Genomic DNA, 23,298 nt, shown 5'->3' on the forward strand with positions numbered 1-23,298 from the left:
ATCTATGTCCTTGCGTGCTTTAGCTGCGGTCGTGGTGACGACGGTAATGATGCTTCCCCACGCGTGGGCCGATACGGCGTGGGAAAACTACAAATCGCGTTTTATGATGCCGGATGGGCGCATTGTTGATACTGGCAACGGCAATGTGTCGCACACTGAAGGGCAGGGCTTTGCCATGCTGCTGGCGGTAGCGAATAACGATCGCCCCGCCTTTGACAAGCTATGGCAGTGGACCGACAAAACGCTACGTAACAAAGATAATGGGCTTTTTTACTGGCGCTACAATCCGGTGGCCCCCAACCCGGTGGCGGATAAAAACAACGCCACCGATGGCGATACGATGATTGCCTGGGCGCTGCTGCGCGCGCAACGGCAGTGGCAGGATAAATCCTACGGTATGGCGTCGGATGCGATTACCGCTTCGTTGCTGAAGTATACGGTAGTCACCTTCGCCGACCGCCAGGTGATGCTTCCCGGCGCAAAGGGCTTCTATCTCAATGACCATCTCAATCTTAATCCCTCCTACTTTATCTTTCCGGCATGGCAGGACTTTGCCGCGCGAACCCATCTGACCGCCTGGCGAAAACTGCAGAGCGATGGCCAGGCGCTGCTGGGCAAAATGGCATGGGGGAAATCACAGCTTCCCAGCGACTGGGTGGCGCTAAGGGCGGACGGTAAGATGGAACCGGCAAAAGAGTGGCCGGCGCGGATGAGCTACGATGCGATTCGCATCCCGCTGTATGTCTACTGGAATGACCCGCAGAGCAGCCTGCTGACGCCGTGGAAAACCTGGTTTCGGGGCTATCCGCGTCTGCAAACGCCCGCGTGGATCAACGTCAATACTAATGAAGTCGCGCCGTGGTTCATGACCGGCGGGCTGTTGGCGGTGCGCGATTTAACGCTTGGAGAAGAACAGGCCGAAACCCAGATTAGCGCTCAGGATGATTACTACTCCGCCAGCCTTAAGCTGCTGGTGTGGCTGGCTAATAAAGACCGCCAATAAACTGTGGAATGCGCCTCGCACGATGGATAAAGGTGAGGTGCTGGCATCAGGTCCGGGCAGTAGAATCGTCGGCAAGCCGGGATTACCCGGTGAGGCGCAATGTTGCGGGGGCTTGAACCCCGGCGGCATAGATGAATTGGTTGCTGGAAAGAGAAAACCCCCGCACGTTGTTCGGTAAAAACCTGGCAACGTTTCGGGGGCTACTCTCGACTCTCAACAATTCGAGAATAGCCGCGAACGGTTGCCATTGCAACAAAGGCGGCTGTATGACGCTCGCTCAGTTAGGCCTGGTGCTCTGGGACGATCTGGCGGCTCCGGTGTTGGCTGGCATTCTTGTCAGCATCATCGTGAGCCGGATGGATAACCGGAAGTAACCGACCTGTGGGCATCTGCCTGCCTTAATGGCAGCATGCGCCCGAACGGGGCCGCAGGGGTAAAAGCCTGCGGCCTTTTTCGTTTTATTACAGCAACCCAAAATGATACTGGAAGGCGTCTCGCACGGTGCGTTACTGCGGGGTGATGACCTTTGTCCGGGGTTGTAGAATCGTCGGCAAGCCGGGGTTGCCCGGTGAGGCGCAATGTTGCGGGGGCTTGAACCCCGGCGGCATCAATAGATGGGTTGCTGGAAAGAGGAAAACCCCCGCACGTTGTTTGGTAAAAACCTGGCAACGCATCGGGGGCTAAACTCGAACCTAGACAATTCGAGGATAGCCGCGAACGGTTGCCATTGCAACAAAGGCGGCTGTATGACGCTCGCTCAGTTAGGCCTGGTTATTTGGGACGATCTGGCGGCTCCGGTGCTGGCTGGCATTCTTGTCAGCATCATCGTGAGCAGTATGGATAACCGGAAGTAACCGGTCTGTGGGTATCTGCCTGCCTTAATGGCAGCATGCGCCCGAACGGGGCCGCAGGGGTAAAAGCCTGCGGCCTTTTTCGTTTTATTGCAGCAACCCAAAATGATACTGGAAGGCGTCTCGCACGGTGCGTTACTACGGGATGATGACGTTTGTCCGGGATTGTAGAATCATCGGCAAGCCGGGCTTGCCCGGTGAGGCGCAATGTTGCGGGGGCTTGAACCCCGGCGGCATCGATAGATGGGTTGCTGGAAAGAGAAAACCCCCGCACGTTGTTTGGTAAAAACCTGGCAACGCATCGGGGGCTAACCTCGCATCTAGACAATTCGAGGATAGCCGCGAACGGTTGCCATTGCAACAAAGGCGGCTGTATGACGCTCACTCAGTTAGGCATGGTTATTTGGGACGATCTGGCGGCTCCGGTGCTGGCTGGCATTCTTGTCAGCATCATCGTGAGCAGGATGGATAACCGGAAGTAACCGGTCTGTGGGTATCTGCCTGCCTTAATGGCAGCATGCGCCCGAACGGGGCCGCAGGGGTGAAAGCCTGCGGCCTTTTTCGTTTTATTGTGGGTAAGGCACCCAACTGCCGCCGTTTAGCTGGACATAAGGTTTACCTTGATACTGAATGACGACGGCGTTGGAGTTTTCCGACACCGCCGCGCTCTGCGGCAGGTTAGCAATATACTGCTGCCAGTTGATGTCGTTTTCACCAAACATCTTGCCGTCCAGGGCGCGAACCACCAGCTCCGAAACCGCCAGATAGCTACTTGGCTGATCTATTATGATCGGCGCATCGGGATGCCGCGCCTTAATGCCGAAGAACTTCACCGCCGCCGGGACGTTGGTAATTGAGGGGCTTGGAATATCGCGCAGGCCGGAAACCTGCATTTTGTCGCCTTTCAATGCCGCACCGTGTTCCGGTACGACAATGACCATCACCTTACGACCTGATTTTTCCAGCTCAGTGAAGAAACTGTCCAGCTCGTCGAAGAACTTCTGCGCACGGGCTTTATAGTCTGCAGTTTTGCTCTGGCCTGGATAGTGGTTGCCATCATGCAGCGGCAGCGTGTTGTAGAAGGTTGCAGTGCGTGGCGTGTTCAGTTTATCCAGCGTCTGCAGCCAGCGGTTTAGCGTCGCCTGGTCGTCATAAACCGGTGAACCATCAAAGCCTTGCAGAATCACCGGCAGGCCAGTTTGATCCATCAGCGGGCTCTGGATACCGCCCAACGAGCGAAGCTCTTTCAGGAAATCGCCGAAGATACCGTTGTGACCGAGCATCAACTGCTGGGTAAAGCCCAGCTTCGCCAGGTTTTCAAACAGATAGCATTCGCTGCCCGACGGCTGATACAGGTTGGCGTGGGAGAGCTGGCCGCAGCTGGCGCGCAGCAGGCGGGCCGCCGCCGGGCCGCTGTAAGAGGTCGCCGAGTTAAAGTTTTTGAACAGCAGATCGAAATGCTTCCACAACGGGTGATCCATTAACCCGGCGGCTTCGATATCCGACCATGACAGAGAACAGATGTTGATAATTAATACATCAAACGGCTGGGCATCGGCCGGGAGCGCGTCAGGGAAAGGCGTTTTACGTTTCTGCTCAGAGGCATAGAAGGTATTTAGCCAGTTGGTCAGATTGGCCGACGTCGGCGGCTCGGTTTGCGGCGGGATATCGTTATTCGCCGCTGCGGTATTGGTCGCTGTTGCCCCTCCGCCGGTATTGGCCGTCGGATTTGCCGTCGCTGTCGTAGGCTGACCTGTCGGCCAAAGGGTGAAAGCGGGCAGCAGCGGGCTGATGACCAGCCAGACCATGATCGCCGAGACGAAAACCGTCACCCGCAGCCACTGGCTGATAAACAGCCACAAGACCAGCAGCACAAAGAATGCGCCAACCATATTCCAGTTAATAAAGCGGGTCACCAGATCCCAGATGTAATCGGCGCTAAAGCCAGCAATCTGCGAACCCTGGCTGAAGATGCTTTCCGGGCCGGGTAGCCAGGTATCGTGCCAGAACAGCATCAAACCCAGCGGGATCGCTATCCAGTGGCGCAGGCGGTGCAGCTTATACTGCGGAATTGGCACCAGCAGGAAAGCCAGAAACACCAGGTTTAACATGGGATGGAAATTGAGGTATCCCGCCCACAGCAAAGCAAACTTCACCAGAAAGTAGAAGTTCCAGCCGGACAAGCCGCGCCAGTACCGCCAGAGCGGAAGCGACGTAGCGGGTGTTTTTGGATTGGTCATTTTGTTGATTTGCCTTGCCTGGATGCCGCTTCCCGGCGCAATACGCCAGCCGGTTTGACATAACGGGGTTTAAAGAACATCAGTCTTAATGTGGTGCGAATTCGCCGCTGGTAGTGGCGCGTCAGGTATCCCAGCGGAAAGAACAGCAGGGCGCACAGGACGACCAACTGAATAATATCGGCAATAGACATCATAGATTTTGCTCCCCATCGATGGATAAGCGATGTGGCTCAGGGTTTCGACGCCAGCTTCGCCCGTCGTGGGTCGCGTTGATGGTTTCGTTCTTGCCGAGCGAAATGGGCAGCGGCGTGTTCCAGTTCTCCGGCATAATCCCGCGCATTAGCATAATTTCTGCCGTTATCTGCTTATCTTCAAACCAAATCATACGGTTAGAGAAAATGTCGCCGGTAGGCAAAGGGAAAATATGGTTTAACGCGGTATCCAGGTCATTCACCCGGCAAAATGACAGAAATAACACCAGACGATTGTTACCGATGGTCATGATGTCGCCCATACGGTTGGGTTTACACAGCGTTAGCGCCTGTTCTACCCGCAGGCCCGGCGCCGGACGCAGCGCCACCATCACGCCTTTGCTATCGGCGGGCAGCATGGTGTTGGCCATAATATTATGCACCGCTTCGCAGAAGGCATCCCACTTCTGGTAGCCGCGCAGTTTTAGCGGCTGGCTCCAGGTGAGCAGGGTGGCGAACTCTTCCGGGATATGGCGAGTAAATTGCTGTTTTTGCACGCTTTCTATGAGAGTCAGACAGCGGGATAGCGGCGCGCCGCTGGGAATAACCATATTTGCGCCGCTGCTCAGCAGCAGGCGCTCATCAGTGGCGCGCAGGCTGGGCGTCTGCTCGCGGACGATAATTTTTAACGCGCTGCCGCGCTGGCGGCGCAGAGTATGGATATAGCGCCCCAGCTGTTCAATTTGTTCATTCTGGGTAATAGAAAAAATAAGCGTCGCCGCCTGCGCCATTCTCCCGGCGTTGAAAACCGCGTCGTTGGTATCGAATAGCGTCCAGTACTCGGAAAGTGCGGGCGCCCCTTCCAGCACGCGCAGATGACTCAGAATGACTTTTTCGTCGCTGCGCGGTTGAACCACCGTTTCTTCATCCTGCGCCAGCCGCCAGCCATTTTCATCCTGTAAAACAATAAGCTGCTGGCGGGCGCTGATGCCTTTTTCGCTGCCCCACCAGGCAATATCGAACAGGTGGCTATCCCCCTGGTAACGAATACTTGCCAGGCCGGAAAGCGAGCGGTACTCACGTAATAAGGGGGAAAGTTGCTTATCGATATCGTGCCCTGAATTAAGCACTAATAATGAACAACGATGATAATTAGTCCATCGATATGATTTTTCAACCCAGTTGCATAATTCTTCACTTTTAATATTCTGCCAGGCGTTTTCGGCACATAGCAGAATAAATAAATAATTGCCAGGTTCGAGGGAACAAACTAAATCCCGGTGCATCTCCTCCAGACCTTCAACACGGTTCGGCATGGTAAATAATGCGACCTTTTCGGGACCAATATTTTTTTCTAATGAAATGATTTCTTTGGGGTTATCGCCCATAACGATCGCTGCCACCTGGCTTTTTTTATCCTGGGCAGCAAGCGTATGATTAAGCAGGCTTACCGCGTCGGCATGGCGGTCAACGTTAAGCCACCATACTCCACCAACGGGCATATGGCGTACTTCGTCCCATAATGATGAAATACCCAAAGAATATACGATATCCACGGCGTCCCTCGTGAGACCTGATTTACACTTGATCAGTTTACTAGCGAAAGCGTCAGAGTAAACCTAACATTGAAATTAAAGGACATCAGTTTTAGCATGTAAACATAATTTAAGGATGAACTTACACCTCTCGGTTTAATTTATTGTATTTTCCAATGGACAGAGAAATGCCAGCAAAAGAGCCAGCTGTACCCACCGATGCGACTTTGGGTTACACGTTTCAAAATGATTTCCTGGCGTTAAGCCGGGCATTTTCCCTGCCTGATATTGATTACCACGATATTTCCCGACGCGAGCAGTTAACCGCGGCGCTGAAACGCTGGCCATTACTGGCTGAATTAGCAGAGAAAAAGTAAGGAAGCCGTTGATGGCTATTCTGGGATTACAGGGCGTGCGCGGCGGCACTGGCACCACGTCGATTACCGCTGCGCTGGCATGGGCGCTGCAATTACTCGGGGAAACCGTTCTGGTTGTTGATGCCAGCCCGGACAATATGCTGCGCTTATTCTTCAACGTTGATTTCAGTCATAAAGAAGGCTGGGCGCGCGCCATGATCGACGGCAATGACTGGCGTGACGCCGGGCTGCGCTATACCTCGCATATCGATATCCTGCCTTTTGGCCAGCTTACGCCGGGCGAACGCGAGAATATCGACCAGCTTCAGCCAACGCTGGCGCCGATGGCCGATATTGTACAGAAGCTCCATCAGCAGGGCGATCATCGCTGGCTGCTGATTGACCTGCCGGACGGCTACGCGCCGCTGACCCGTTCTTTTATCCCCGTTTGCGACCGCACTCTGGTGGTGGTGCACCCCGACGGCAACAGCCATATTCGTCTGCATCAGCAGGCGCTGCCGGTGAATAGCGATATTTTGATTAACGACCTGCGCGTCGGCAACCAGCTCCAGGAAGATTTTTATCAGCTATGGCTGGAGAGCCAGCGCCGCATTCTGCCGGTGACAATTCATCGCGATGAGGCGATGGCTGAGTGTCTGGCGGCGAAGCAACCGCTCGGCGAATATCGCCAGGACTCTCTGGCGGCGGAAGAGGTACTGACGCTTGCCAACTGGTGCCTGCTGCACTATGCCGGCAAGGGGGCAGAATGATTCGCCTGAGCACGCTGCTGCTGGCCCCGCCGGTCGGTGAACGGCTGAGCGAGCGCTATCGCGACTATCGCCAGCACGGCGCCTCGTGGCTGTCGGCAGCATTAGGCTGCCTGTGGGCGTCGTTGGCGTGGGCGTTTATGCCGCTGGAAACGCCGCGCTGGCAGGCGATTCGCGAGCGACACGGCGAGTTCTATCCGCATATCAATCCGCATCGGCCGCGCCCGTTGGATCCGCTGCGCTATCTTCTGCAATCGCTGTGGCTGCTGGCGACGCGGGTGCCGGAGCCGGATAAAAAGATTAACTGGCGTTCGCTGGCGGCCCTGGAGGGGGTGCAGGGACGCTATGCGCAGTGGCTGGAAAAGCTGCCGGAAAAGGTTAATGCGCGTACCGGTCATCTGGATAAGCACAAAGAGCTGGCGCACCTGCATCCGAAGCTGCGGCGGCTGATCCTCGGTACGGTAACCTTTTTCTCGCTGATCCTGGCGCTGCTCTGTATTACTCAGCCGTTTAATCCGCTGTCGCAGTTTATTTTCCTGCTGCTGCTGTGGGGCGTGGCGCTGCTGGTGCGCCGCATTCCGGGGCGGTTCTCCGCGCTGATGCTGATCGTACTTTCTCTGACCGTCTCCTGCCGTTACATCTGGTGGCGCTACACCTCAACGCTGAACTGGGATGACCCGGTGAGCCTGGTGTGCGGGATAATCCTGCTGTTTGCCGAAACCTATGCCTGGGTTGTGCTGGTGCTGGGCTATTTCCAGGTTGTCTGGCCGCTCAACCGCCAGCCGGTCCCGCTGCCGGAAGATATGGCGCAGTGGCCGACGGTAGATATCTTCGTGCCGACCTATAACGAAGACCTCAACGTGGTGAAGAACACTATTTACGCCTCGCAGGGGATCGACTGGCCGAAGGACAAACTGAATATCTGGATCCTCGATGACGGTGGGCGCGAAGAGTTCCGCCAGTTCGCCAAAGACGTCGGGGTGCACTACATCGCGCGAACTACGCATGAACACGCGAAAGCCGGGAACATCAATAACGCGCTGAAGTACGCCAAAGGCGAGTTTGTGTCGATTTTCGACTGCGACCACGTGCCGACCCGCTCGTTCCTGCAAATGACTATGGGCTGGTTCCTGAAAGAGAAAGAGCTGGCGATGATGCAAACGCCGCACCACTTCTTCTCCCCGGACCCGTTTGAACGTAACCTGGGGCGTTTTCGCAAAACCCCGAACGAAGGCACGCTGTTTTATGGCCTGGTGCAGGACGGGAATGACATGTGGGATGCCACCTTCTTCTGCGGCTCCTGCGCGGTGATCCGCCGCGGTCCGCTGGATGAAATCGGCGGTATTGCCGTAGAAACGGTAACTGAAGATGCCCACACCTCGCTGCGTCTGCATCGCCGCGGCCACACTTCCGCTTATATGCGCATCCCGCAGGCGGCGGGTCTGGCGACGGAGAGCTTGTCGGCGCATATTGGCCAGCGCATCCGCTGGGCGCGCGGAATGGTACAAATTTTCCGTCTCGATAACCCGTTGTTTGGTAAAGGGCTGAAGCTGGCGCAGCGCGTCTGCTACGTCAACGCGATGCTGCACTTTCTCTCTGGTATTCCGCGCCTGATTTTCCTGACCGCGCCGTTGGCGTTTCTGCTGCTGCACGCCTATATCATCTACGCCCCCGCGCTGATGATCGCCCTGTTTGTGCTACCGCATATGATTCACGCCAGTCTGACCAACTCGAAGATTCAGGGTAAATACCGCCACTCTTTCTGGAGTGAAATCTACGAAACGGTGCTGGCCTGGTATATCGCGCCGCCGACGTTTGTCGCGCTGATAAACCCGCACAAGGGCAAATTCAACGTCACCGCGAAGGGCGGGCTGGTGGAAGACGAGTACGTCGACTGGGTGATTTCTCGTCCCTATATCTACCTTGTGCTGCTCAATCTGGTTGGTGTTGGCGTGGGGATCTGGCGCTTTATGTACGGCCCGGAAAACGAAATCCTGACCGTCTGGGTGAGTATTATCTGGGTGTTCTACAACCTGATTATTCTCGGCGGCGCGGTGGCGGTGTCGGTTGAAAGCAAGCAGGTGCGGCGCTCGCATCGTGTGGAAATGTCGATGCCGGCGGCGATTGCCCGCGAAGACGGTCACCTGTTCTCCTGCACTGTCCATGACTACTCCGATGGTGGCCTGGGCGTCAAAATTCACGGCAAAGCGCAGGTGCTGGAAAGCCAGCACGTTAAGCTGCTGCTCAAACGCGGGCAGCAGGAGTATGCCTTCCCGGTGCGGGTTGCGCGGGTTAACGGCAGTGAAGTGGGGTTACAGCTGCTACCGTTAAGCAATCAACAACATATCGATTTTGTGCAATGTACGTTTGCCCGCGCAGATACGTGGGCGCTTTGGCAGGATAGCTTCCCGGAAGATAAGCCGATGGAAAGCCTGCTGGATATCCTGAAGCTGGGGTTCCGTGGATATCGTCACCTGGCGGAATTCTCACCGCCGTCGGTGAAGGTTATTTTCCGCTCGCTCACCTTGCTGGTGGCATGGGTTGTCTCGTTTATTCCGCGCCGTCCTGAACGTGCTGCGGCGATACTCTCGGCAGAACCGGCGATGGCTCAACAATGTTGACGTATTCCCCCACCTTTGCGTTGACTCGACTCAGGAGCGGGATTCTTGCTTCACGGTGGTGACCTTAGCTCCAGAGGGAGTTAAGGATTTACAGCCACTCCACAAGCTAACACGGCAAGCCCTGCCGCTTTGATATTACGGGCCGCATTAACGTCGCGATCATGGTCTGCGCCGCATTCCGGGCAAGACCATTTACGAACATCAAGAGGCATTTTTTGCATGGTGAAACCGCAACAGCTACAGCGTTTTGAGGACGGGAAAAACGGGTCGATTGCGACCACTGAACGCCCGGCCCATTCGCCCTTATATGCAAGCTGGCGCGTGAACTCGCCCCAGCCTGCGTCTGCTATCGCTCTGGACAGCGACGGGTTGCGGATCATGTTCTTCACCTTGAGGGATTCGACGCAAACGACTTGGTTCTCGTTTATCAGTTTGCGGGTGGCCTTGTGCAAGTCATCCATTCGGCAATCGGCAATTTTCGCGTGGAGTCGGGCCACCTTTAAGCGGGCTTTGGCGCGGTTTTTCGAGCCTTTGACCTTTTTGCTTAACCGGCGCTGGAGCAGCGCCAGGCGGACCGCGTATTTAGCGGTATGGCGGGGATTGCCGGACTTGAATCCGGTATCGGTGACGAACAAATCTTTTAAACCGACATCAATGCCGACCATTTTTGCGGTGACCGGCAGTGATACAGGTTCAAACTCGCAGATACAGGAGACGAAGTATCTCCCGGCGGCGTCTCTGGACAGGGTGACAGTAGACGGTGCAGACGGTAATTCACGGCTCCAGCGCACGTCTAAGGGCGTATGTACAACTTGCCATTGCGATATTTAAAGGCGCTGGCGGTTAATTCAGCAGCCTGTTTATGGCGCTTACTTTTGAATGCCGGGTATTTGGCACGCCCGGCGAAAAAGTTAGCAAAGGCGGTCTGTTGGTGGCGCAGCGACTGCTGGAGTGGCACGCAGGAAACGTCATTGAGCCAGGCAAATTCAGGCTCTTTTTTCAGTGCTGTTAATCGGGCGCTGGCCTGGATGTAGCCCATTTTCTCTTGCCGTTCGTCGTACGCATCAATGCGCCAGCGAAGGATTAAATTGTAGACGAAACGCACACAGCCGGACGTCCGGGCCAGAAGCTCAACCTGATCGGGCGTTGGATAGAATCGAAATTTATATGCGCGTTTCATGGTTTCGCAAGATACGCACAATTATGCGAGGGTTATTGATAGTGATCAAATATACAGTATTCATGTACGAAAACCGCCTCCACTCCTCCCTCACCTCCATCGGTGGGGGGATCCTGGAGGCATATTGATGAACAAAAAACTCTCTTTGATTTGTGCAGTAGCGGTGAGCATTGGCGGCTGGTCCTCCTTCGCCTCGTATGCGGAACCGACGGCAGCGCCAGAAGCCACGCCAATGACCACCGTGCCGGGTATTGCCGGTGTCGTTGCGGATAGCCAGCCTACGGCGACGCTTGCCGATCCGGCAGCCCCGGTGGTGGTACTGGATAACGCCCCGACTCGCGACGTAAAGCTCACTTTCGCTAAAATCGCCCCGCCTCCGGGCAGCATGGTGCTGCGCGGTGCGCGCCCCGAGGGTTCGGTAGACTTCGGCATGCGTAGCGATGAAGTGGTGGCGAAAGCGCTGCTCAACCTCGACTACACGCCATCGCCGTCCTTGCTGCCGGTACAATCGCAGCTAAAAGTCTATCTTAACGATGAGCTGATGGGCGTTTTGCCGGTCACCAAAGAGCAACTGGGCAAAAAAGTCAGCGCGCAGATCCCGATAGATCCGCTCTATATCACCGATTTTAACCGCGTGCGCCTGGAGTTCGTTGGCCACTACCGTGATGTCTGTGAAAACCCGGCCAGCAGCACGCTGTGGCTGGACGTGGGCCGCGAAAGCTATCTGGATTTAACCTACCAGTCGCTGAACGTGCGTAACGATCTGTCGCATTTCCCGGTCCCGTTTTTTGATTCACGTGATAATCGCCAGCTGACGCTGCCGATGGTCTTTGCCTCTTCGCCGGATGTTCAGCAGCAGCAGGCTGCGGCGATTATTGCCTCCTGGTTCGGCAGCAAAGCAGGCTGGCGTGGCCAGCAGTTCCCGGTGCAGTTCAACGCACTGCCGGACCGCAACGCCATTGTTTTTGCCACCAACGATAAGCGCCCGGATTTCCTGCGCGAGCATCCGCCGGTCAACGCGCCGACCATCGAAATGATCGACCACCCGAACAATCCGTACGTCAAGCTGCTGGTGGTATTCGGCCGCGATGACAAGGATCTGCTGCAGGCGGCGAAGGGGATTGCCCAGGGCAATATTCTGTTCCGCGGCAGCAGCGTGACGGTTGACGATGTCAAAGAGCTACAGGCGCGTAAGCCGTACGATGCACCAAACTGGGTGCGTACCGACCGGGCGGTGACCTTTGCCGAGCTGAAGACCTACGAACAGCAGCTGCAATCCAGCGGCCTGGTGCCGGATTCGATCAACGTGGCGCTAAACCTGCCGCCGGACCTGTACCTGCTGCGCGCTAACGGCATCGATATGAATCTAAACTATCGCTACACCATGCCGCCGATCAAAGACAGCTCGCGCATGGATATCAGCCTTAACGATCAGTTCTTGCAGTCGTTTAGCCTCAACAGTTCGCAGGATGTGAATAAACTGATTCTGCGTCTGCCGGTGCTGCAGGGGCTGCTGGATGGCAAAACGGAAGTCACGATCCCGGCATTGCGCCTCGGAGCGATGAACCAGCTGCGTTTTGATTTCCAGTATATGAACCCGATGCCTGGCGGCTCCATCGATAACTGCATTACCTTCCAGCCGGTGCAGAACCACGTGGTGATTGGCGACGATTCGACCATCGACTTCTCAAAGTACTATCACTTTATGGCGATGCCGGATCTGCGCGTGTTTGCCAACGCGGGCTTCCCGTATAGCCGGATGGCCGATCTGTCCGACACTCTGATTGTGGTACCCAAAGTGCCGACTCAGGGTCAGGTCGCCACGCTGCTGGAGACCACCGGCGGCATTGGTGCGCAAACCGGTCTGGCGGCAATTAACCTGCGCATGACCGATGACGGTAGCCAGATTAAAGACAAAGACGCCGATCTGCTGCTGATTGGCTCTATTCCGCAGGCGCTTAAGGACGACACCAAAATTAACCTGCTGGTTGAAGCGACCAAAAGCTGGGTGAAAATGCCAATGCGCCACTACGACCTGGCCAGCATTTACCCCGACACCGAGGCCAGAACGCCGAATACCCGCACTGACATCACCTCGTCCGGACCGATGGCGGCGATTATCGGCTTCCAGTCGCCGTACAACGATCAGCGCAGCGTCGTGGCGCTGTTGGCTGATAGCCAGCGCGGCAACGAACTGCTGACCGCAGCGCTTAATGACAGCGGTAAACGCGCGGCGATGTTTGGCTCCGTTTCGGTCATTCGTGAGTCGGGCGTGAACAGTCTGCGGGTGGGCGATGTGTATTATATTGGGCATCTGCCGTGGTTCGAACGCATTTGGTTTGCACTCTCCAGCCATCCGGTGCTGCTGGCGATTCTGGCGGCGGTGAGCATCGTGCTGCTGGCGTGGGTACTGTGGCGCATGCTGCGTATTATCAGCCGTCGTCGCCTTGACCTTGATGATGAGTAATCGATGATGAATGCAGTACGCGGAGTGGTGTTATCGGTATTGGTTCTGGCGGCGGCGCAGGTGAGCGCCGCCTGCCGGTGGCCGGCCTGGGATCAGTTTAAAAAAGAGTATGTCAGCGCTGAAGGGCGGGTTATCGACCCCAGCGATTCGCGGAAAATTACCACTTCGGAAGGGCAAAGCTACGCGTTGTTCTTTGCTCTGGCGGCCAATGACCGTGACGGTTTTCGCAAGCTATTTGAGTGGACGCAAAACAACCTTGCCGAGGGCGATCTGCGCGCACATCTGCCGGGCTGGCTATGGGGTAAAAAGAGCGATGACGAGTGGACGGTGCTGGACAGCAACTCGGCATCGGACTCCGATTTATGGATAGCCTGGTCGCTGCTGGAGGCTGGACGCCTGTGGGATACGCCTCAGTACACTGAAGTCGGTAAAGCGCTGCTGGCGCGGATTGCCGATGAAGAAGTTGCGACGGTGCCGGGGCTCGGGCCGCTGGTGCTGCCGGGGAAAGTTGGCTTTGCTGATGATGGCGGCTGGCGCTTTAACCCCAGCTACCTGCCGCCGCAGCTGGCGACCTATTTTGCCGCGTTTGGCGCTCCCTGGCCGAAGATACGCGACAGCAATCTGCGCCTGCTGCTGGAGACGGCGCCAAAAGGTTTCTCGCCTGACTGGGTGCGTTACGAAAAAGGTAAAGGCTGGCAGTTGAAAGCGGATAAACCGATTATCGGCAGCTATGACGCCATTCGCGTCTATCTGTGGGTCGGTATGCTCGACGATGGCGATAAGCAAAAAGCCCGCTTGCTGGCGCGCTTTAAACCGATGGAAGCCCAGACGGTGAGTCAGGGCGCGCCGCCGGAAAAAACCAATATCGCTACCGGTAAAACCAGCGGTAATGGCCCGGTTGGCTTCTCCGCGTCGTTGCTGCCGTTCTTGCAGAATGAAGACGCCCGGGCCATTCAGCGCCAGCGCGTCGCCGATGATTACCCCGGCGCAGATGCTTACTACAGCGCGGTCCTGACCCTTTTTGGCCAGGGATGGGATCAACACCGTTTTCGCTTCACCGCCGCTGGTGAATTACGGCCTGACTGGAACCAGGAATGCACAAGTTCTCACTAAGCTTATTCACGCTCTCCTTAAGCGTCGCGCTGATGCCGCTGGCGCACGCCGTGACCACGCCCGTTCAGCAACATCTGCTGGAACAGGTTCGCCTCGGCGAGGCCAGCAATCGTGAAGATCTGGTGCGTCAGTCGCTGTACCGCCTGGAGTTGATCGACCCGAATAATCCGGACGTTGTCGCCGCGCGGATGCGCTATCTCCTGCGCCAGGGCGATACCGCCGGAGCGCAGAAACAGCTTGAGCGTCTGGCGAAACTGGCTCCGGAATCGACGGAACTTAAAGCCTCGCGTGACGAGATGAAAAGCAGTACCGGCGATGGGCGTCAGGAGCTACAGCAGGCCCGTCTGCTTGGCGTTGCCGGGAAAGTTGATGAAGCGATTGCTGCTTACGAGAAGTTGTTCAACGGCGTACCGAGCGATGAAAACGCAGCGATTGAGTACTGGACGCTGGTGGCGCGTCTACCATCACGTCATAACGAGGGCGTCAATCAGCTAAAAAAACTTAACGCCAGCTCGCCGGGCAACGTCCAGCTGCAAACGGCGCTGGCGAAACAGATGTTTGGCGACAATAAGCCGGAAGAGGGATTCGCTTATCTTGAGCAGATGTCGCGCTCGGCGGCGGGCCGCGGTATCGCTGCCGATATGTGGTTTACGGAAGTCAAAAGCATGCCGGTGAGTCGGGCCAGCGTGCAGGCGCTACAGCGTTTTCTGATGCAATTTCCCACCGGTTCCACCTCGGCCAATGCCCGCGTCCTGCTTGAACAGCAGCAGACGCAGCTTAAAGACCCGACTTTCCGCGATCGTGCTGAAGGTCTGGCGGCGGTGAAAGCTGGAAAAGGTTCAGTGGCCGTCGCCGATTTGCAGCAAGCCGTAAGGGCGGATGCCAAAGACAGCGATGCGGTCGGCGCGTTAGGGCAGGCGTACTCCCAGCGCGGCGATCGGGCGCGGGCGGTGGCCCAGTTGAGTAAAGCCATCAAAATGGATCCGGATAGCCCGAGCCGCGACAAGTGGGACAGCCTGCTCAAAACCAACCGCTACTGGCTGCTGATCAAACAGGGCGACAACGCGCTGAAAAGCGGCCAGCTGGCGCAGGCGCAAAATTATTACGCTCAGGCACAGCGGGTAGACAATACCGACAGCTATGCCGTGCTGGGGCTGGGAGACGTGGCGGCGGCGCGTAAAGAAAACGCGGCGGCGGAGCGTTACTACCAGCGTGCGCTACGCATGGATCGCGGCAATAGCCTGGCGGTGCGCGGCCTTGCCAATCTCTACCGCGCCGAATCGCCGGAAAAAGCCAGCGCGTACATTGCCAGCCTGTCACCAGGTCAGCGGCGCAGCATTGACGATATCGAGCGCAGCCTGACCAACGATCGGCTGGAGAAACAGGCCGAAGCGCTGGAGAGCCAGGGCAACTGGGCGCAGGCGGCGGAAGTTCAGCGTCGAAGGCTGGGGCTGGATCCGGATAGCGTGTGGATTACCTACCGTCTGTCGCGGGATCTGGTCAGCGCGGGCAGCCGCAGCGAAGCGGATGCCCTGATGCGTGCGATGGTCAACCGCAAGCCCGGCGATGCCGACCGGATTTATGCTTATGGCCTCTATTTATCCGGTAACGATCAGGATGAGATGGCGCTGGCACAGATTAATGCTCTGCCGCGCGGGCAGTGGACGGACAATATTCGCGAGCTGGACGCGCGTCTACAAAGCGACAAGGTCGTGCGTAAGGCGAATCAGCTGCGCGATAGCGGCCAGGAAGCGCAGGCCATTGCGCTGATTAAACAGCAACCGACGTCGGTGCGCTACGAGCTAACCCTTGCGGACTGGGCGCAGCAGCGCGGCGACAGCCGGACGGCGATAGCGGAATATCAGCAGGTCCTCGGGCAAGAGCCGGGTAACGGCGATGCGCGTCTGGGCCTTGCGGAAGTCTATCTTGCCGATGGCGATAAAAACGCTGCCCGCGCCCAGGTGGCGCAGCTCAAGGGCGAGGAGACCGACTCCATTAATATGCAGCGGCGCATCGCGCTGGCGCTGGCTGGTCTTGGCGATAGCGTGCAGGCACAGCGGACATTCGCCCGTATTGTTCCGCGGGCGAAAGCCCAGCCGCCGTCCATGGAAAGCGCGCTGGTGCTGCGTGATGCCGCGCGCTTCCAGGCGCAAAACGGTGAGCCGCAGCAGGCGCTTGAGGGTTACAAAGATGCGATGGTGGCCTCCGGCGTGACCAGCATACGCCCGCAGGATAACGACACCTTTACGCGCCTGACGCGTAATGATAGCCGTGATGACTGGCTGAAGCGTGGGATCCGCAGCGACGCCGCCGATCTTTATCGTCAGCAGGATCTGAACGTCACCCTTGAGCACGATTACTGGGGATCCAGCGGCACTGGCGGCTATTCCGATCTGAAAGCGCACACCACGATGCTGCACGTGGACGCGCCGCTGGCCGACGGACGGATGTTCTTGCGTACCGACCTCGTCAATATGGATGCCGGTAGTTTTTCTACTAAGAGCGACGGCAGCTACTCACCGAGCTGGGGAACCTGCGGTGAAATCGCCTGTACCGGCGGTAGCAAACACCAAAGCGACAGCGGCGCCAGCGTGGCGGTGGGTTGGAGGAACGACACCTGGAGCGGCGATATCGGCACTACGCCGATGGGCTTTAACGTCGTTGATGTGGTGGGTGGTCTGAGCTACAGCAGCGATGTTGGCCCGCTGGGCTATACCGTAAACGTCCACCGTCGTCCTATTTCCAGCTCGCTGCTGGCCTTTGGTGGGCAGAAGGATAACGGTAATGATGGTCATACCGGTAAGACCTGGGGCGGTGTGCGTGCCGACGGCGGCGGTCTCAGCCTGAGCTACGATAAAGGCGAGGCCAACGGCGTCTGGTCATCGCTGGGCGTTGACCAGTTGACCGGGAAAAACGTCGCCGACAACTGGCGCGTGCGCTGGATGACCGGCTACTACTACAAAGTTATTAATGAAGATAACCGCCGGGTCACCGTCGGCCTGAACAATATGCTCTGGCACTACGATAAGGACCTCAGCGGCTATACCCTCGGTCAGGGCGGTTATTACAGCCCGCAGGAATATGTCTCCTTCGCCGTGCCGGTGACCTGGCGTCAGCGGACCGAGAACTGGTCCTGGGAGCTGGGCGGTTCAGTGTCCTGGTCCCATTCGCGGACCAGGACCGAGGCCCGCTACCCGCTGCTGAATTTGATTCCCTCGCAGTATCGCAACGCAGCCAGCCAGCTGACGGAAGAAGGCAGCAGCAGTTCAGGCGTCGGCTATACCGCCCGGGCGCTGGTTGAACGCCGGGTGACCAGCAACTGGTTTGTCGGAGCGGCGGTGGATATTCAGCAGGCGAAGGATTACACCCCGAGCCACGCGCTGCTGTATGTTCGCTACTCGGCTTCCGGCTGGCAGGGCGATATGGATATGCCGCCACTGCCGCTGGTCCCTTACGCCGACTGGTAGCAGATTAGGCTGAATTACGCGACAGGGCGTCACTCCACGACGCTCTTCGCGTATACTCGTCACACTTCGCCCGCCCCTGGCAAATACAGTCCGTTTTTCCCCGGTGGCGCTGCGGCTTCCCGGGCTGCGGGTCCGTGCGGTTTTGGGTTTGTAGCCCGGACAGGCGCATCGCGCCGCCTCCGGGAAGGCACCCCAGGACATCGCTGAACACCTTGCGGGCGCGAGCGAATGATTTGAGTATATAATCAGCCTGAAAACGACCGGCGTGGAGGGATCTGCGTCGGGCCAGCGTTCAGTATCAGTGGAGAACCCCGTTGCGCGTCAGCCGTTCACTTACAATTAAACAGATGGCGATGGTCGCGAGCGTGTCCATGGCGTTTGTATTGGTCTTTTGTTCTATTCTGCTGTTCCACTTTGTTCAGCAGAGTCGCTTTACCACGGCCACGCAATTAGAAAGCATCGCGCGTTCCGTTCGCGAACCGCTGTCAGCGGCTATCCTGAAAGCCGATATTCCTGAGGCGGAAGCCATTCTGAGCCGCATTCAGCCTGCTGGCATCGTCAGCCGGGCGGATGTCGTGCTACCCAATCAATTCCAGGCGCTGCGGATGCGCTTTATCCCCGAGCGCCCGGTGCCGGTAATGATTACTCGCATGTTCGAACTACCGGTTCAGATTTCACTGCCTATCTACTCTCTCGAACGCCCCGCTAATCCGCAGCCGCTGGCCTATCTGGTGCTCCAGGCCGACTCATATCGTGTGTATAAATTCGTCATGAGTACCTTGTCGACGTTGGTGACTGCTTACTTACTTTTGGTGCTCATTCTGACGGTGGCAATCACCTGGTGCATCAACCGCCTGATTGTCCGCCCGCTGCGCAAAGTCGCCCGCGAGCTGAACGATGTTCCGCAGCAGGAGCGTCTGGGCCATCAGCTTACGGTGCCGCGCCTGCATCATGATGATGAAATAGGCATGCTGGTGCGCAGCTACAACCGTAACCAGCAGACTCTGCTGCGCCTGCATGATGAACTCTCGTTGCAATCGACCCGCTTCCCGGTCTCCGACCTGCCTAATAAAGCTTTCTTGATGGCCATGCTAGAGCAGACAACCGCGCGCCCACAGGCTTCTGCGCTGCTGATTGTCGCCTGCGAAACGCTGCAGGACACCGCGGGTGTGCTGAAAGAAACGCAACGAGAAATGCTGCTGCTGACTCTTGTCGAAAAGCTGCGGGCGATCATTCCTGCGCAGATGGTGCTGGCTCAGGTCAGCGGCTACGACTTCGCGATTCTGGCCCACGGAATTACCGAGCCCTGGCAGGCGGTGACGTTAAGTAAGCAAGTACTTACTGTCGTCAATGAGCGTTTGCCGCTGCACGGCATCCAGCTGCGTCCTTGCGCCAGCGTCGGTATTGCGATGTTTAATGGCGAAATTAACGCCGAGCAGCTCTATCGCCGGGCATTTTCCGCCGCCGTGACCGCGCGGCGTAAAGGGAAAAACCAGATTGAGTTCTTTGACCCGGAACAGATGGAGAAAGCGCAGCGTCGCCTAATGGAAGAGCACGATATTTTGACGGCGCTGGATAACCAGCAGTTTGCTATCTGGCTGCAGCCGCAGATGGATACCGCCAGCGGCGAGGTTTGCGGTGCAGAAGTGCTGCTGCGCCAGCGTCAGGCGGACGGCAGTTGGTCGCTGCCTGAGGATCTGATTGAGCGTATTGAGGCCTGCGGGCTGATGGTCCCGGTTGGCTACTGGGTGATGGAAGAGGCCTGCCGGCAGCTGGCCGCCTGGCAAAATCAAGGGATCACGCTGCCGCTGTCGGTCAATATATCGCTGTTACAGCTACTGCATCACGACCGAGGCGCAGAAATGTTGGCGCTGCTCTCACGCTATCGTATTACGCCGGGCACGCTGGTGCTGGAAGTCACCGAAAGCCGTCGCATAGAGGATCCGCAGGCGATTATTTCTCTGCTACGCCCGTTGCGTGACGCGGGCGTACGAATTGCGCTGGATGACTTTGGTATGGGCTACGCGGGTCTGCGCCAGCTGCAACATATCAAAGCGCTGCCGGTGGATATCCTGAAAATCGATAAGGTGTTTATTGATATGTTGCCGGATGATATCAGCATGGTACCGGCGATTATCCAGTTGGCGCGTGGCCTGAATCTGCGCATCGTCGCGGAAGGCGTTGAAACCGAGGCGCAGTATGCGTGGCTAAAAGGTGCCGGCGTCGATACCGTTCAGGGCTATCTGTTTGGCTGCGCCATGCCGCCTGAGGCTTTTATGGTCCGTTTTTTATCCAGTGATACTGAGGATGCAAATTTGTAACTGTATTGTTAGCTTGTGCGAGTCAGCTCAAATTTATTAACATTTCCGTTGCAAAAATGCGCCTTGTTATTTCTGAAATGTTTCGTGGGTGTTATTTTTAAGCCACAGACGCAGTATCCCCTCATTGTCTGTGGTTATTCCCAAAGGACACCCTATGAAAACCTCTTTCTTTAAAAGCCTCTATGTCCAGGTTTTATCGGCCATAGCGATCGGTATTCTGCTGGGCCATTTTTACCCGGAACTGGGCGCGCAAATGAAACCTCTCGGCGATGCCTTCGTTAAACTGATTAAAATGGTTATTGCACCGGTTATCTTCTGTACCGTCGTGACGGGGATTGCCGGCATGGAGAGCATGAAGGCCGTTGGCCGCACCGGTGCGGTGGCGCTGCTCTATTTTGAAGTCGTGAGTACCATTGCGCTGATCATCGGCCTGATCATTGTTAACCTGGTGCAACCTGGCGCGGGGATGAACGTCGATCCGGCGACTCTTGATGCGCACGCGGTGGCGGTTTATGCCGAACAGGCGAAAGAACAGGGGATCGTCGCCTTCTTGCTCGATATTATCCCCGGCAGCGTAATTGGCGCGTTTGCCAGCGGCAACATTCTGCAGGTGCTGATGTTTGCGGTGCTGTTCGGTTTTGCGCTGCATCGCCTTGGCAGCAAAGGCCAACTGATTTTTAACGTCATCGAAAGCTTCTCGCAGGTGATCTTCGGCATCATCAATATGATTATGCGCCTGGCACCGATTGGCGCGTTCGGGGCAATGGCCTTTACCATCGGTAAATACGGCGTCGGTACGCTGGTGCAGCTCGGTCAGCTGATCGTCTGCTTCTACATTACCTGTATTCTGTTTGTAGTGGTGGTACTGGGATCGATCGCCAAAGCCACTGGCTTCAGCATCTTTAAATTTATCCGCTATATCCGCGAAGAGCTGCTGATCGTGCTGGGAACCTCTTCGTCTGAGTCAGCGCTGCCGCGCATGCTCGATAAGATGGAAAAGCTGGGCTGTCGGAAGTCGGTTGTGGGGTTGGTGATCCCGACGGGGTACTCATTTAACCTTGATGGTACTTCAATCTACCTGACGATGGCGGCGGTGTTTATCGCCCAGGCAACGAACAGCCATATGGATATTTTCCATCAGATAACCTTGCTGGTAGTGCTGTTGCTCTCCTCGAAAGGCGCGGCGGGCGTGACGGGCAGCGGTTTTATCGTCCTGGCGGCGACCATTTCCGCCGTCGGCCATTTGCCGGTTGCCGGGCTGGCGTTAATCCTGGGTATCGACCGCTTTATGTCCGAAGCGCGTGCGCTGACCAACCTGGTGGGTAACGGTGTTGCGACCATTGTTGTCGCGAAATGGGTAAAAGAGCTGGACTCCAAACAGTTGGATGATGTCCTGAATAACCGTACTCCAGCTAGCAAATCGCACGAATTATCCTCATAAATCCATCTGTTAGGCCCGTTGTCCCTTGCTGGACTACGGGCTCCTGCGCATAATTAGGGGTCACTGTCGTTTATACGGCAGTGACCCTAAATGATTATTTCACGTCTACATGCGACATTTTCATCTCCGCGTGGTCTAACCGACGTATTTAACTCACCACATTTTTCCGGCGGCCCCTCCGTGGGCCGCTGTTGTAACCAGGAATGTTCATCAGGGGTTCACATGCAGGGCACAAAAATTCGACTCTTAACCGGTGGTTTGCTGATGATGGCGACAGCGGGTTATGTGCAGGCAGAAGCGCTCCAGCCGGACCCGGCCTGGCAACAGGGGACATTAGCGAATGGGTTTGAATGGCAAGTTCTTGCTACCCCGCAGCGTCCCAGCGATCGTATCGAAGTTCGCCTGTCCGTAAATATTGGCTCGCTGAGTGAAAGCACCCAGCAGAGCGGCTTTAGCCACTTTATCCCGCGTCTGGCATTGACGCAGAGCGGTAGCCTCCCGACCATGCAGGCGCGTTCTTTGTGGCAGCAGAGTATTGACCCTAAGCGTCCTCTGCCGCCCGCTATCGTCTCTTATGACTACACCCTGTTTAATCTGAGCTTGCCCAATAATCGCAACGACCTGCTGAAAGAGGCGCTGACCTGGCTGGCAAATGCCAATGGCAAAATGGCGGTGACTCCGGAATCGGTCAATCATGCGCTGCAGGGTGAAGATATGGTCGTCACCTGGCCTGCGGATACCAAAGAGGGATGGTGGCGTTATCGGCTGAAAGGTTCAACGATGCTGGGGCATGACCCGGCAGCGCCTATGAAGCAACCGATTGATATTGCTAAATTAAAAGATTTTTATCAAAAGTGGTATACCCCGGATGCGATGACGCTGATTGTTGTTGGCAACGTTGACAGCCGTAGCGTCGCCGAGCAAATCAACAAAACCTTCGGCGGTCTGAAGGGCAAGCGCGAAACGCCGGTGGCAGTGCCTACACTGTCGCCGCTGCCGACGACGCCGGTCAGCATCATGACTGATGCGGTGCGCCAGGACAGGCTGTCGCTGATGTGGGATGCCCCGTGGCAGCCTATCCGCGACTCGGTTGCGCTTCAGCGCTACTGGCGTGATGACCTGGCCCGTGAAGCGCTGTTCTGGCACGTACAGCAGAATCTGAGCAAAAGTAATGTCAAGGATATCGGTCTTGGCTTTGACTGCCGCGTTCTCTATCAGCGCGCGCAGTGTGCGATCAATATCGAGTCGCCGGGCGAGCGCCTGAACGCCAACTTAGCGACCGTGGCGCGCGAGCTGGCGAAAGTGCGCGATAACGGCCTGCCGCAGGATGAGTTTGATGCGCTGATCGCACAGAAGAACCTTGAGCTGCAGAAGCTGTTTGCCACCTATGCACGTACCGATACGTACATTCTGATTAGCCAGCGGATGCGTTCGCTGCAAAACCAGGTGGTGGATATTGCTCCTGAGCAGTATCAGAAGCTACGCCAGGAGTTCCTGAACTCGTTGACGGTCGATATGCTGAACCAGTATCTGCGCCAGCAGCTGTCGCAGGATATGGCGCTGGTGTTGCAGCAGCCGCAGGGGGAGCCGGAATATAACATGAAGGATCTGCAGGCGACGTGGGAAAAGCTGATGACGCCTGCGTCAGCGGCCGCAGCAGCGACCAGTGGCCCCAGCGATGTTGCCGATGGGCGTAACGAAGCGACGGATATTCCGCCAGCGCAGTAAAACAAAACCGGATAGCA

At 56.8% G+C, this 23,298-nt stretch carries 16 protein-coding genes and 1 pseudogene; 13 read left to right on the plus strand and 4 right to left on the minus strand.

Going from position 1 to position 23,298, the window contains the following annotated elements:
- Positions 1-4 precede the first annotated feature (4 nt).
- The 4 genes from FN082_RS13280 (at position 5) to FN082_RS13295 (ending at position 2,336) form a co-directional block, all read left to right on the plus strand.
- Positions 5-1,003 (plus strand): glycosyl hydrolase family 8, encoded by a 999-nt coding sequence (locus tag FN082_RS13280; protein ID WP_139538278.1) that lies wholly within the window; start codon positions 5-7, stop codon positions 1,001-1,003.
- 266 nt (positions 1,004-1,269) lie between these two features.
- Positions 1,270-1,377 carry a type I toxin-antitoxin system toxin Ldr family protein gene (locus FN082_RS13285; protein WP_110276214.1) on the plus strand — a complete coding sequence of 36 codons (108 nt, stop codon included), beginning with the start codon at positions 1,270-1,272 and terminating at the stop codon, positions 1,375-1,377.
- Between the two features lie 372 nt (positions 1,378-1,749).
- Entirely contained in the window at positions 1,750-1,857 is a 108-nt protein-coding gene (locus FN082_RS13290) for a type I toxin-antitoxin system toxin Ldr family protein (protein WP_142981751.1), read from the plus strand.
- A gap of 371 nt (positions 1,858-2,228) precedes the next feature.
- The gene (locus FN082_RS13295; RefSeq protein WP_142981753.1) at positions 2,229-2,336 is read left to right on the plus strand and encodes a type I toxin-antitoxin system toxin Ldr family protein; all 108 of its coding nucleotides are present in this window, start codon (positions 2,229-2,231) and stop codon (positions 2,334-2,336) included.
- A gap of 84 nt (positions 2,337-2,420) precedes the next feature.
- On the opposite strand, the gene bcsG is transcribed toward FN082_RS13295, so the two are convergent.
- Genes bcsG through bcsE form a run of 3 tightly spaced genes read right to left on the minus strand, consistent with a single transcriptional unit; the run spans position 2,421 to position 5,841 of the window.
- On the minus strand, positions 2,421-4,094 hold the full coding sequence (gene bcsG, locus FN082_RS13300; protein WP_142981755.1) for a cellulose biosynthesis protein BcsG: 1,674 nt from the start codon (positions 4,092-4,094) through the stop codon (positions 2,421-2,423).
- Positions 4,091-4,288 (minus strand): cellulose biosynthesis protein BcsF, encoded by a 198-nt coding sequence (gene bcsF / locus FN082_RS13305; RefSeq protein ID WP_004106715.1) that lies wholly within the window; start codon positions 4,286-4,288, stop codon positions 4,091-4,093. The genes bcsG and bcsF overlap by 4 nt, the downstream gene beginning before the upstream one ends.
- Positions 4,285-5,841, minus strand: a complete 1,557-nt coding sequence (gene bcsE / locus FN082_RS13310) for a cellulose biosynthesis protein BcsE (protein ID WP_142463725.1) — start codon at positions 5,839-5,841, stop codon at positions 4,285-4,287. The genes bcsF and bcsE overlap by 4 nt, the downstream gene beginning before the upstream one ends.
- 167 nt (positions 5,842-6,008) lie before the next feature.
- Here bcsE and bcsR point away from each other — a divergent pair, with 167 nt between their 5' ends.
- From bcsR to bcsA, 3 genes are read left to right on the plus strand one after another with little or no spacing between them, the layout of a single operon-like run.
- Positions 6,009-6,197 (plus strand): cellulose biosynthesis protein BcsR, encoded by a 189-nt coding sequence (gene bcsR / locus FN082_RS13315; protein ID WP_004106713.1) that lies wholly within the window; start codon positions 6,009-6,011, stop codon positions 6,195-6,197.
- An 11-nt stretch (positions 6,198-6,208) separates the two neighbouring features.
- Positions 6,209-6,946 (plus strand): cellulose biosynthesis protein BcsQ, encoded by a 738-nt coding sequence (bcsQ, locus tag FN082_RS13320; RefSeq protein ID WP_142981757.1) that lies wholly within the window; start codon positions 6,209-6,211, stop codon positions 6,944-6,946.
- A complete protein-coding gene (gene bcsA / locus FN082_RS13325) occupies positions 6,943-9,564 on the plus strand; it encodes a UDP-forming cellulose synthase catalytic subunit (protein WP_139539695.1) in 2,622 nt (873 codons plus the stop codon). The genes bcsQ and bcsA overlap by 4 nt, the downstream gene beginning before the upstream one ends.
- 80 nt (positions 9,565-9,644) lie before the next feature.
- Here the strand turns inward: bcsA and FN082_RS13330 are convergent.
- Positions 9,645-10,744, minus strand: a pseudogene (locus FN082_RS13330) (RNA-guided endonuclease InsQ/TnpB family protein).
- Between the two features lie 127 nt (positions 10,745-10,871).
- Here FN082_RS13330 and bcsB point away from each other — a divergent pair.
- The 6 genes from bcsB to FN082_RS13360 all read left to right on the plus strand — a co-directional run bounded on the left by bcsB (position 10,872) and on the right by FN082_RS13360 (position 23,281).
- Positions 10,872-13,211: a cellulose biosynthesis cyclic di-GMP-binding regulatory protein BcsB gene (gene bcsB, locus FN082_RS13335; RefSeq protein WP_142981758.1), complete on the plus strand. Its 2,340-nt coding sequence runs from the start codon at positions 10,872-10,874 to the stop codon at positions 13,209-13,211.
- Between the two features lie 3 nt (positions 13,212-13,214).
- Complete coding sequence (bcsZ, locus tag FN082_RS13340) at positions 13,215-14,324, plus strand: cellulose synthase complex periplasmic endoglucanase BcsZ (protein WP_185932118.1); 1,110 nt, start codon at positions 13,215-13,217, stop codon at positions 14,322-14,324.
- The gene (gene bcsC, locus FN082_RS13345) at positions 14,306-17,791 is read left to right on the plus strand and encodes a cellulose synthase complex outer membrane protein BcsC (protein ID WP_142981760.1); all 3,486 of its coding nucleotides are present in this window, start codon (positions 14,306-14,308) and stop codon (positions 17,789-17,791) included. Before bcsZ ends, bcsC begins: the two co-directional genes overlap by 19 nt.
- Positions 17,792-18,105: 314 nt before the next feature.
- Entirely contained in the window at positions 18,106-20,112 is a 2,007-nt protein-coding gene (gene hmsP, locus FN082_RS13350) for a biofilm formation regulator HmsP (RefSeq protein WP_142981762.1), read from the plus strand.
- A 154-nt stretch (positions 20,113-20,266) separates the two neighbouring features.
- Positions 20,267-21,553, plus strand: a complete 1,287-nt coding sequence (locus tag FN082_RS13355; protein WP_139539691.1) for a dicarboxylate/amino acid:cation symporter — start codon at positions 20,267-20,269, stop codon at positions 21,551-21,553.
- Positions 21,554-21,775: 222 nt separating this feature from the next.
- Complete coding sequence (locus FN082_RS13360; RefSeq protein WP_139539690.1) at positions 21,776-23,281, plus strand: M16 family metallopeptidase; 1,506 nt, start codon at positions 21,776-21,778, stop codon at positions 23,279-23,281.
- The last annotated feature ends 17 nt before the right edge of the window (positions 23,282-23,298 follow it).

Source organism: Klebsiella spallanzanii (assembly GCF_902158555.1).
In the GTDB taxonomy this organism is placed as follows: Bacteria; Pseudomonadota; Gammaproteobacteria; order Enterobacterales; family Enterobacteriaceae; genus Klebsiella; species Klebsiella spallanzanii.

What these genes read in the sequence shown, in the direction of transcription:
- FN082_RS13280 (WP_139538278.1), top strand. Translation starts at nt 5, where the DNA reads ATGTCCTTGCGTGCTTTAGCTGCGGTCGTGGTGACGACGGTAATGATG.
- FN082_RS13285 (WP_110276214.1), top strand. Translation starts at nt 1,270, where the DNA reads ATGACGCTCGCTCAGTTAGGCCTGGTGCTCTGGGACGATCTGGCGGCT.
- FN082_RS13290 (WP_142981751.1), top strand. Translation starts at nt 1,750, where the DNA reads ATGACGCTCGCTCAGTTAGGCCTGGTTATTTGGGACGATCTGGCGGCT.
- FN082_RS13295 (WP_142981753.1), top strand. Translation starts at nt 2,229, where the DNA reads ATGACGCTCACTCAGTTAGGCATGGTTATTTGGGACGATCTGGCGGCT.
- bcsG (WP_142981755.1), bottom strand. Translation starts at nt 4,094, where the DNA reads ATGACCAATCCAAAAACACCCGCTACGTCGCTTCCGCTCTGGCGGTAC.
- bcsF (WP_004106715.1), bottom strand. Translation starts at nt 4,288, where the DNA reads ATGATGTCTATTGCCGATATTATTCAGTTGGTCGTCCTGTGCGCCCTG.
- bcsR (WP_004106713.1), top strand. Translation starts at nt 6,009, where the DNA reads ATGCCAGCAAAAGAGCCAGCTGTACCCACCGATGCGACTTTGGGTTAC.
- bcsQ (WP_142981757.1), top strand. Translation starts at nt 6,209, where the DNA reads ATGGCTATTCTGGGATTACAGGGCGTGCGCGGCGGCACTGGCACCACG.
- bcsA (WP_139539695.1), top strand. Translation starts at nt 6,943, where the DNA reads ATGATTCGCCTGAGCACGCTGCTGCTGGCCCCGCCGGTCGGTGAACGG.
- bcsB (WP_142981758.1), top strand. Translation starts at nt 10,872, where the DNA reads ATGAACAAAAAACTCTCTTTGATTTGTGCAGTAGCGGTGAGCATTGGC.
- bcsZ (WP_185932118.1), top strand. Translation starts at nt 13,215, where the DNA reads ATGATGAATGCAGTACGCGGAGTGGTGTTATCGGTATTGGTTCTGGCG.
- bcsC (WP_142981760.1), top strand. Translation starts at nt 14,306, where the DNA reads ATGCACAAGTTCTCACTAAGCTTATTCACGCTCTCCTTAAGCGTCGCG.
- FN082_RS13355 (WP_139539691.1), top strand. Translation starts at nt 20,267, where the DNA reads ATGAAAACCTCTTTCTTTAAAAGCCTCTATGTCCAGGTTTTATCGGCC.
- FN082_RS13360 (WP_139539690.1), top strand. Translation starts at nt 21,776, where the DNA reads ATGCAGGGCACAAAAATTCGACTCTTAACCGGTGGTTTGCTGATGATG.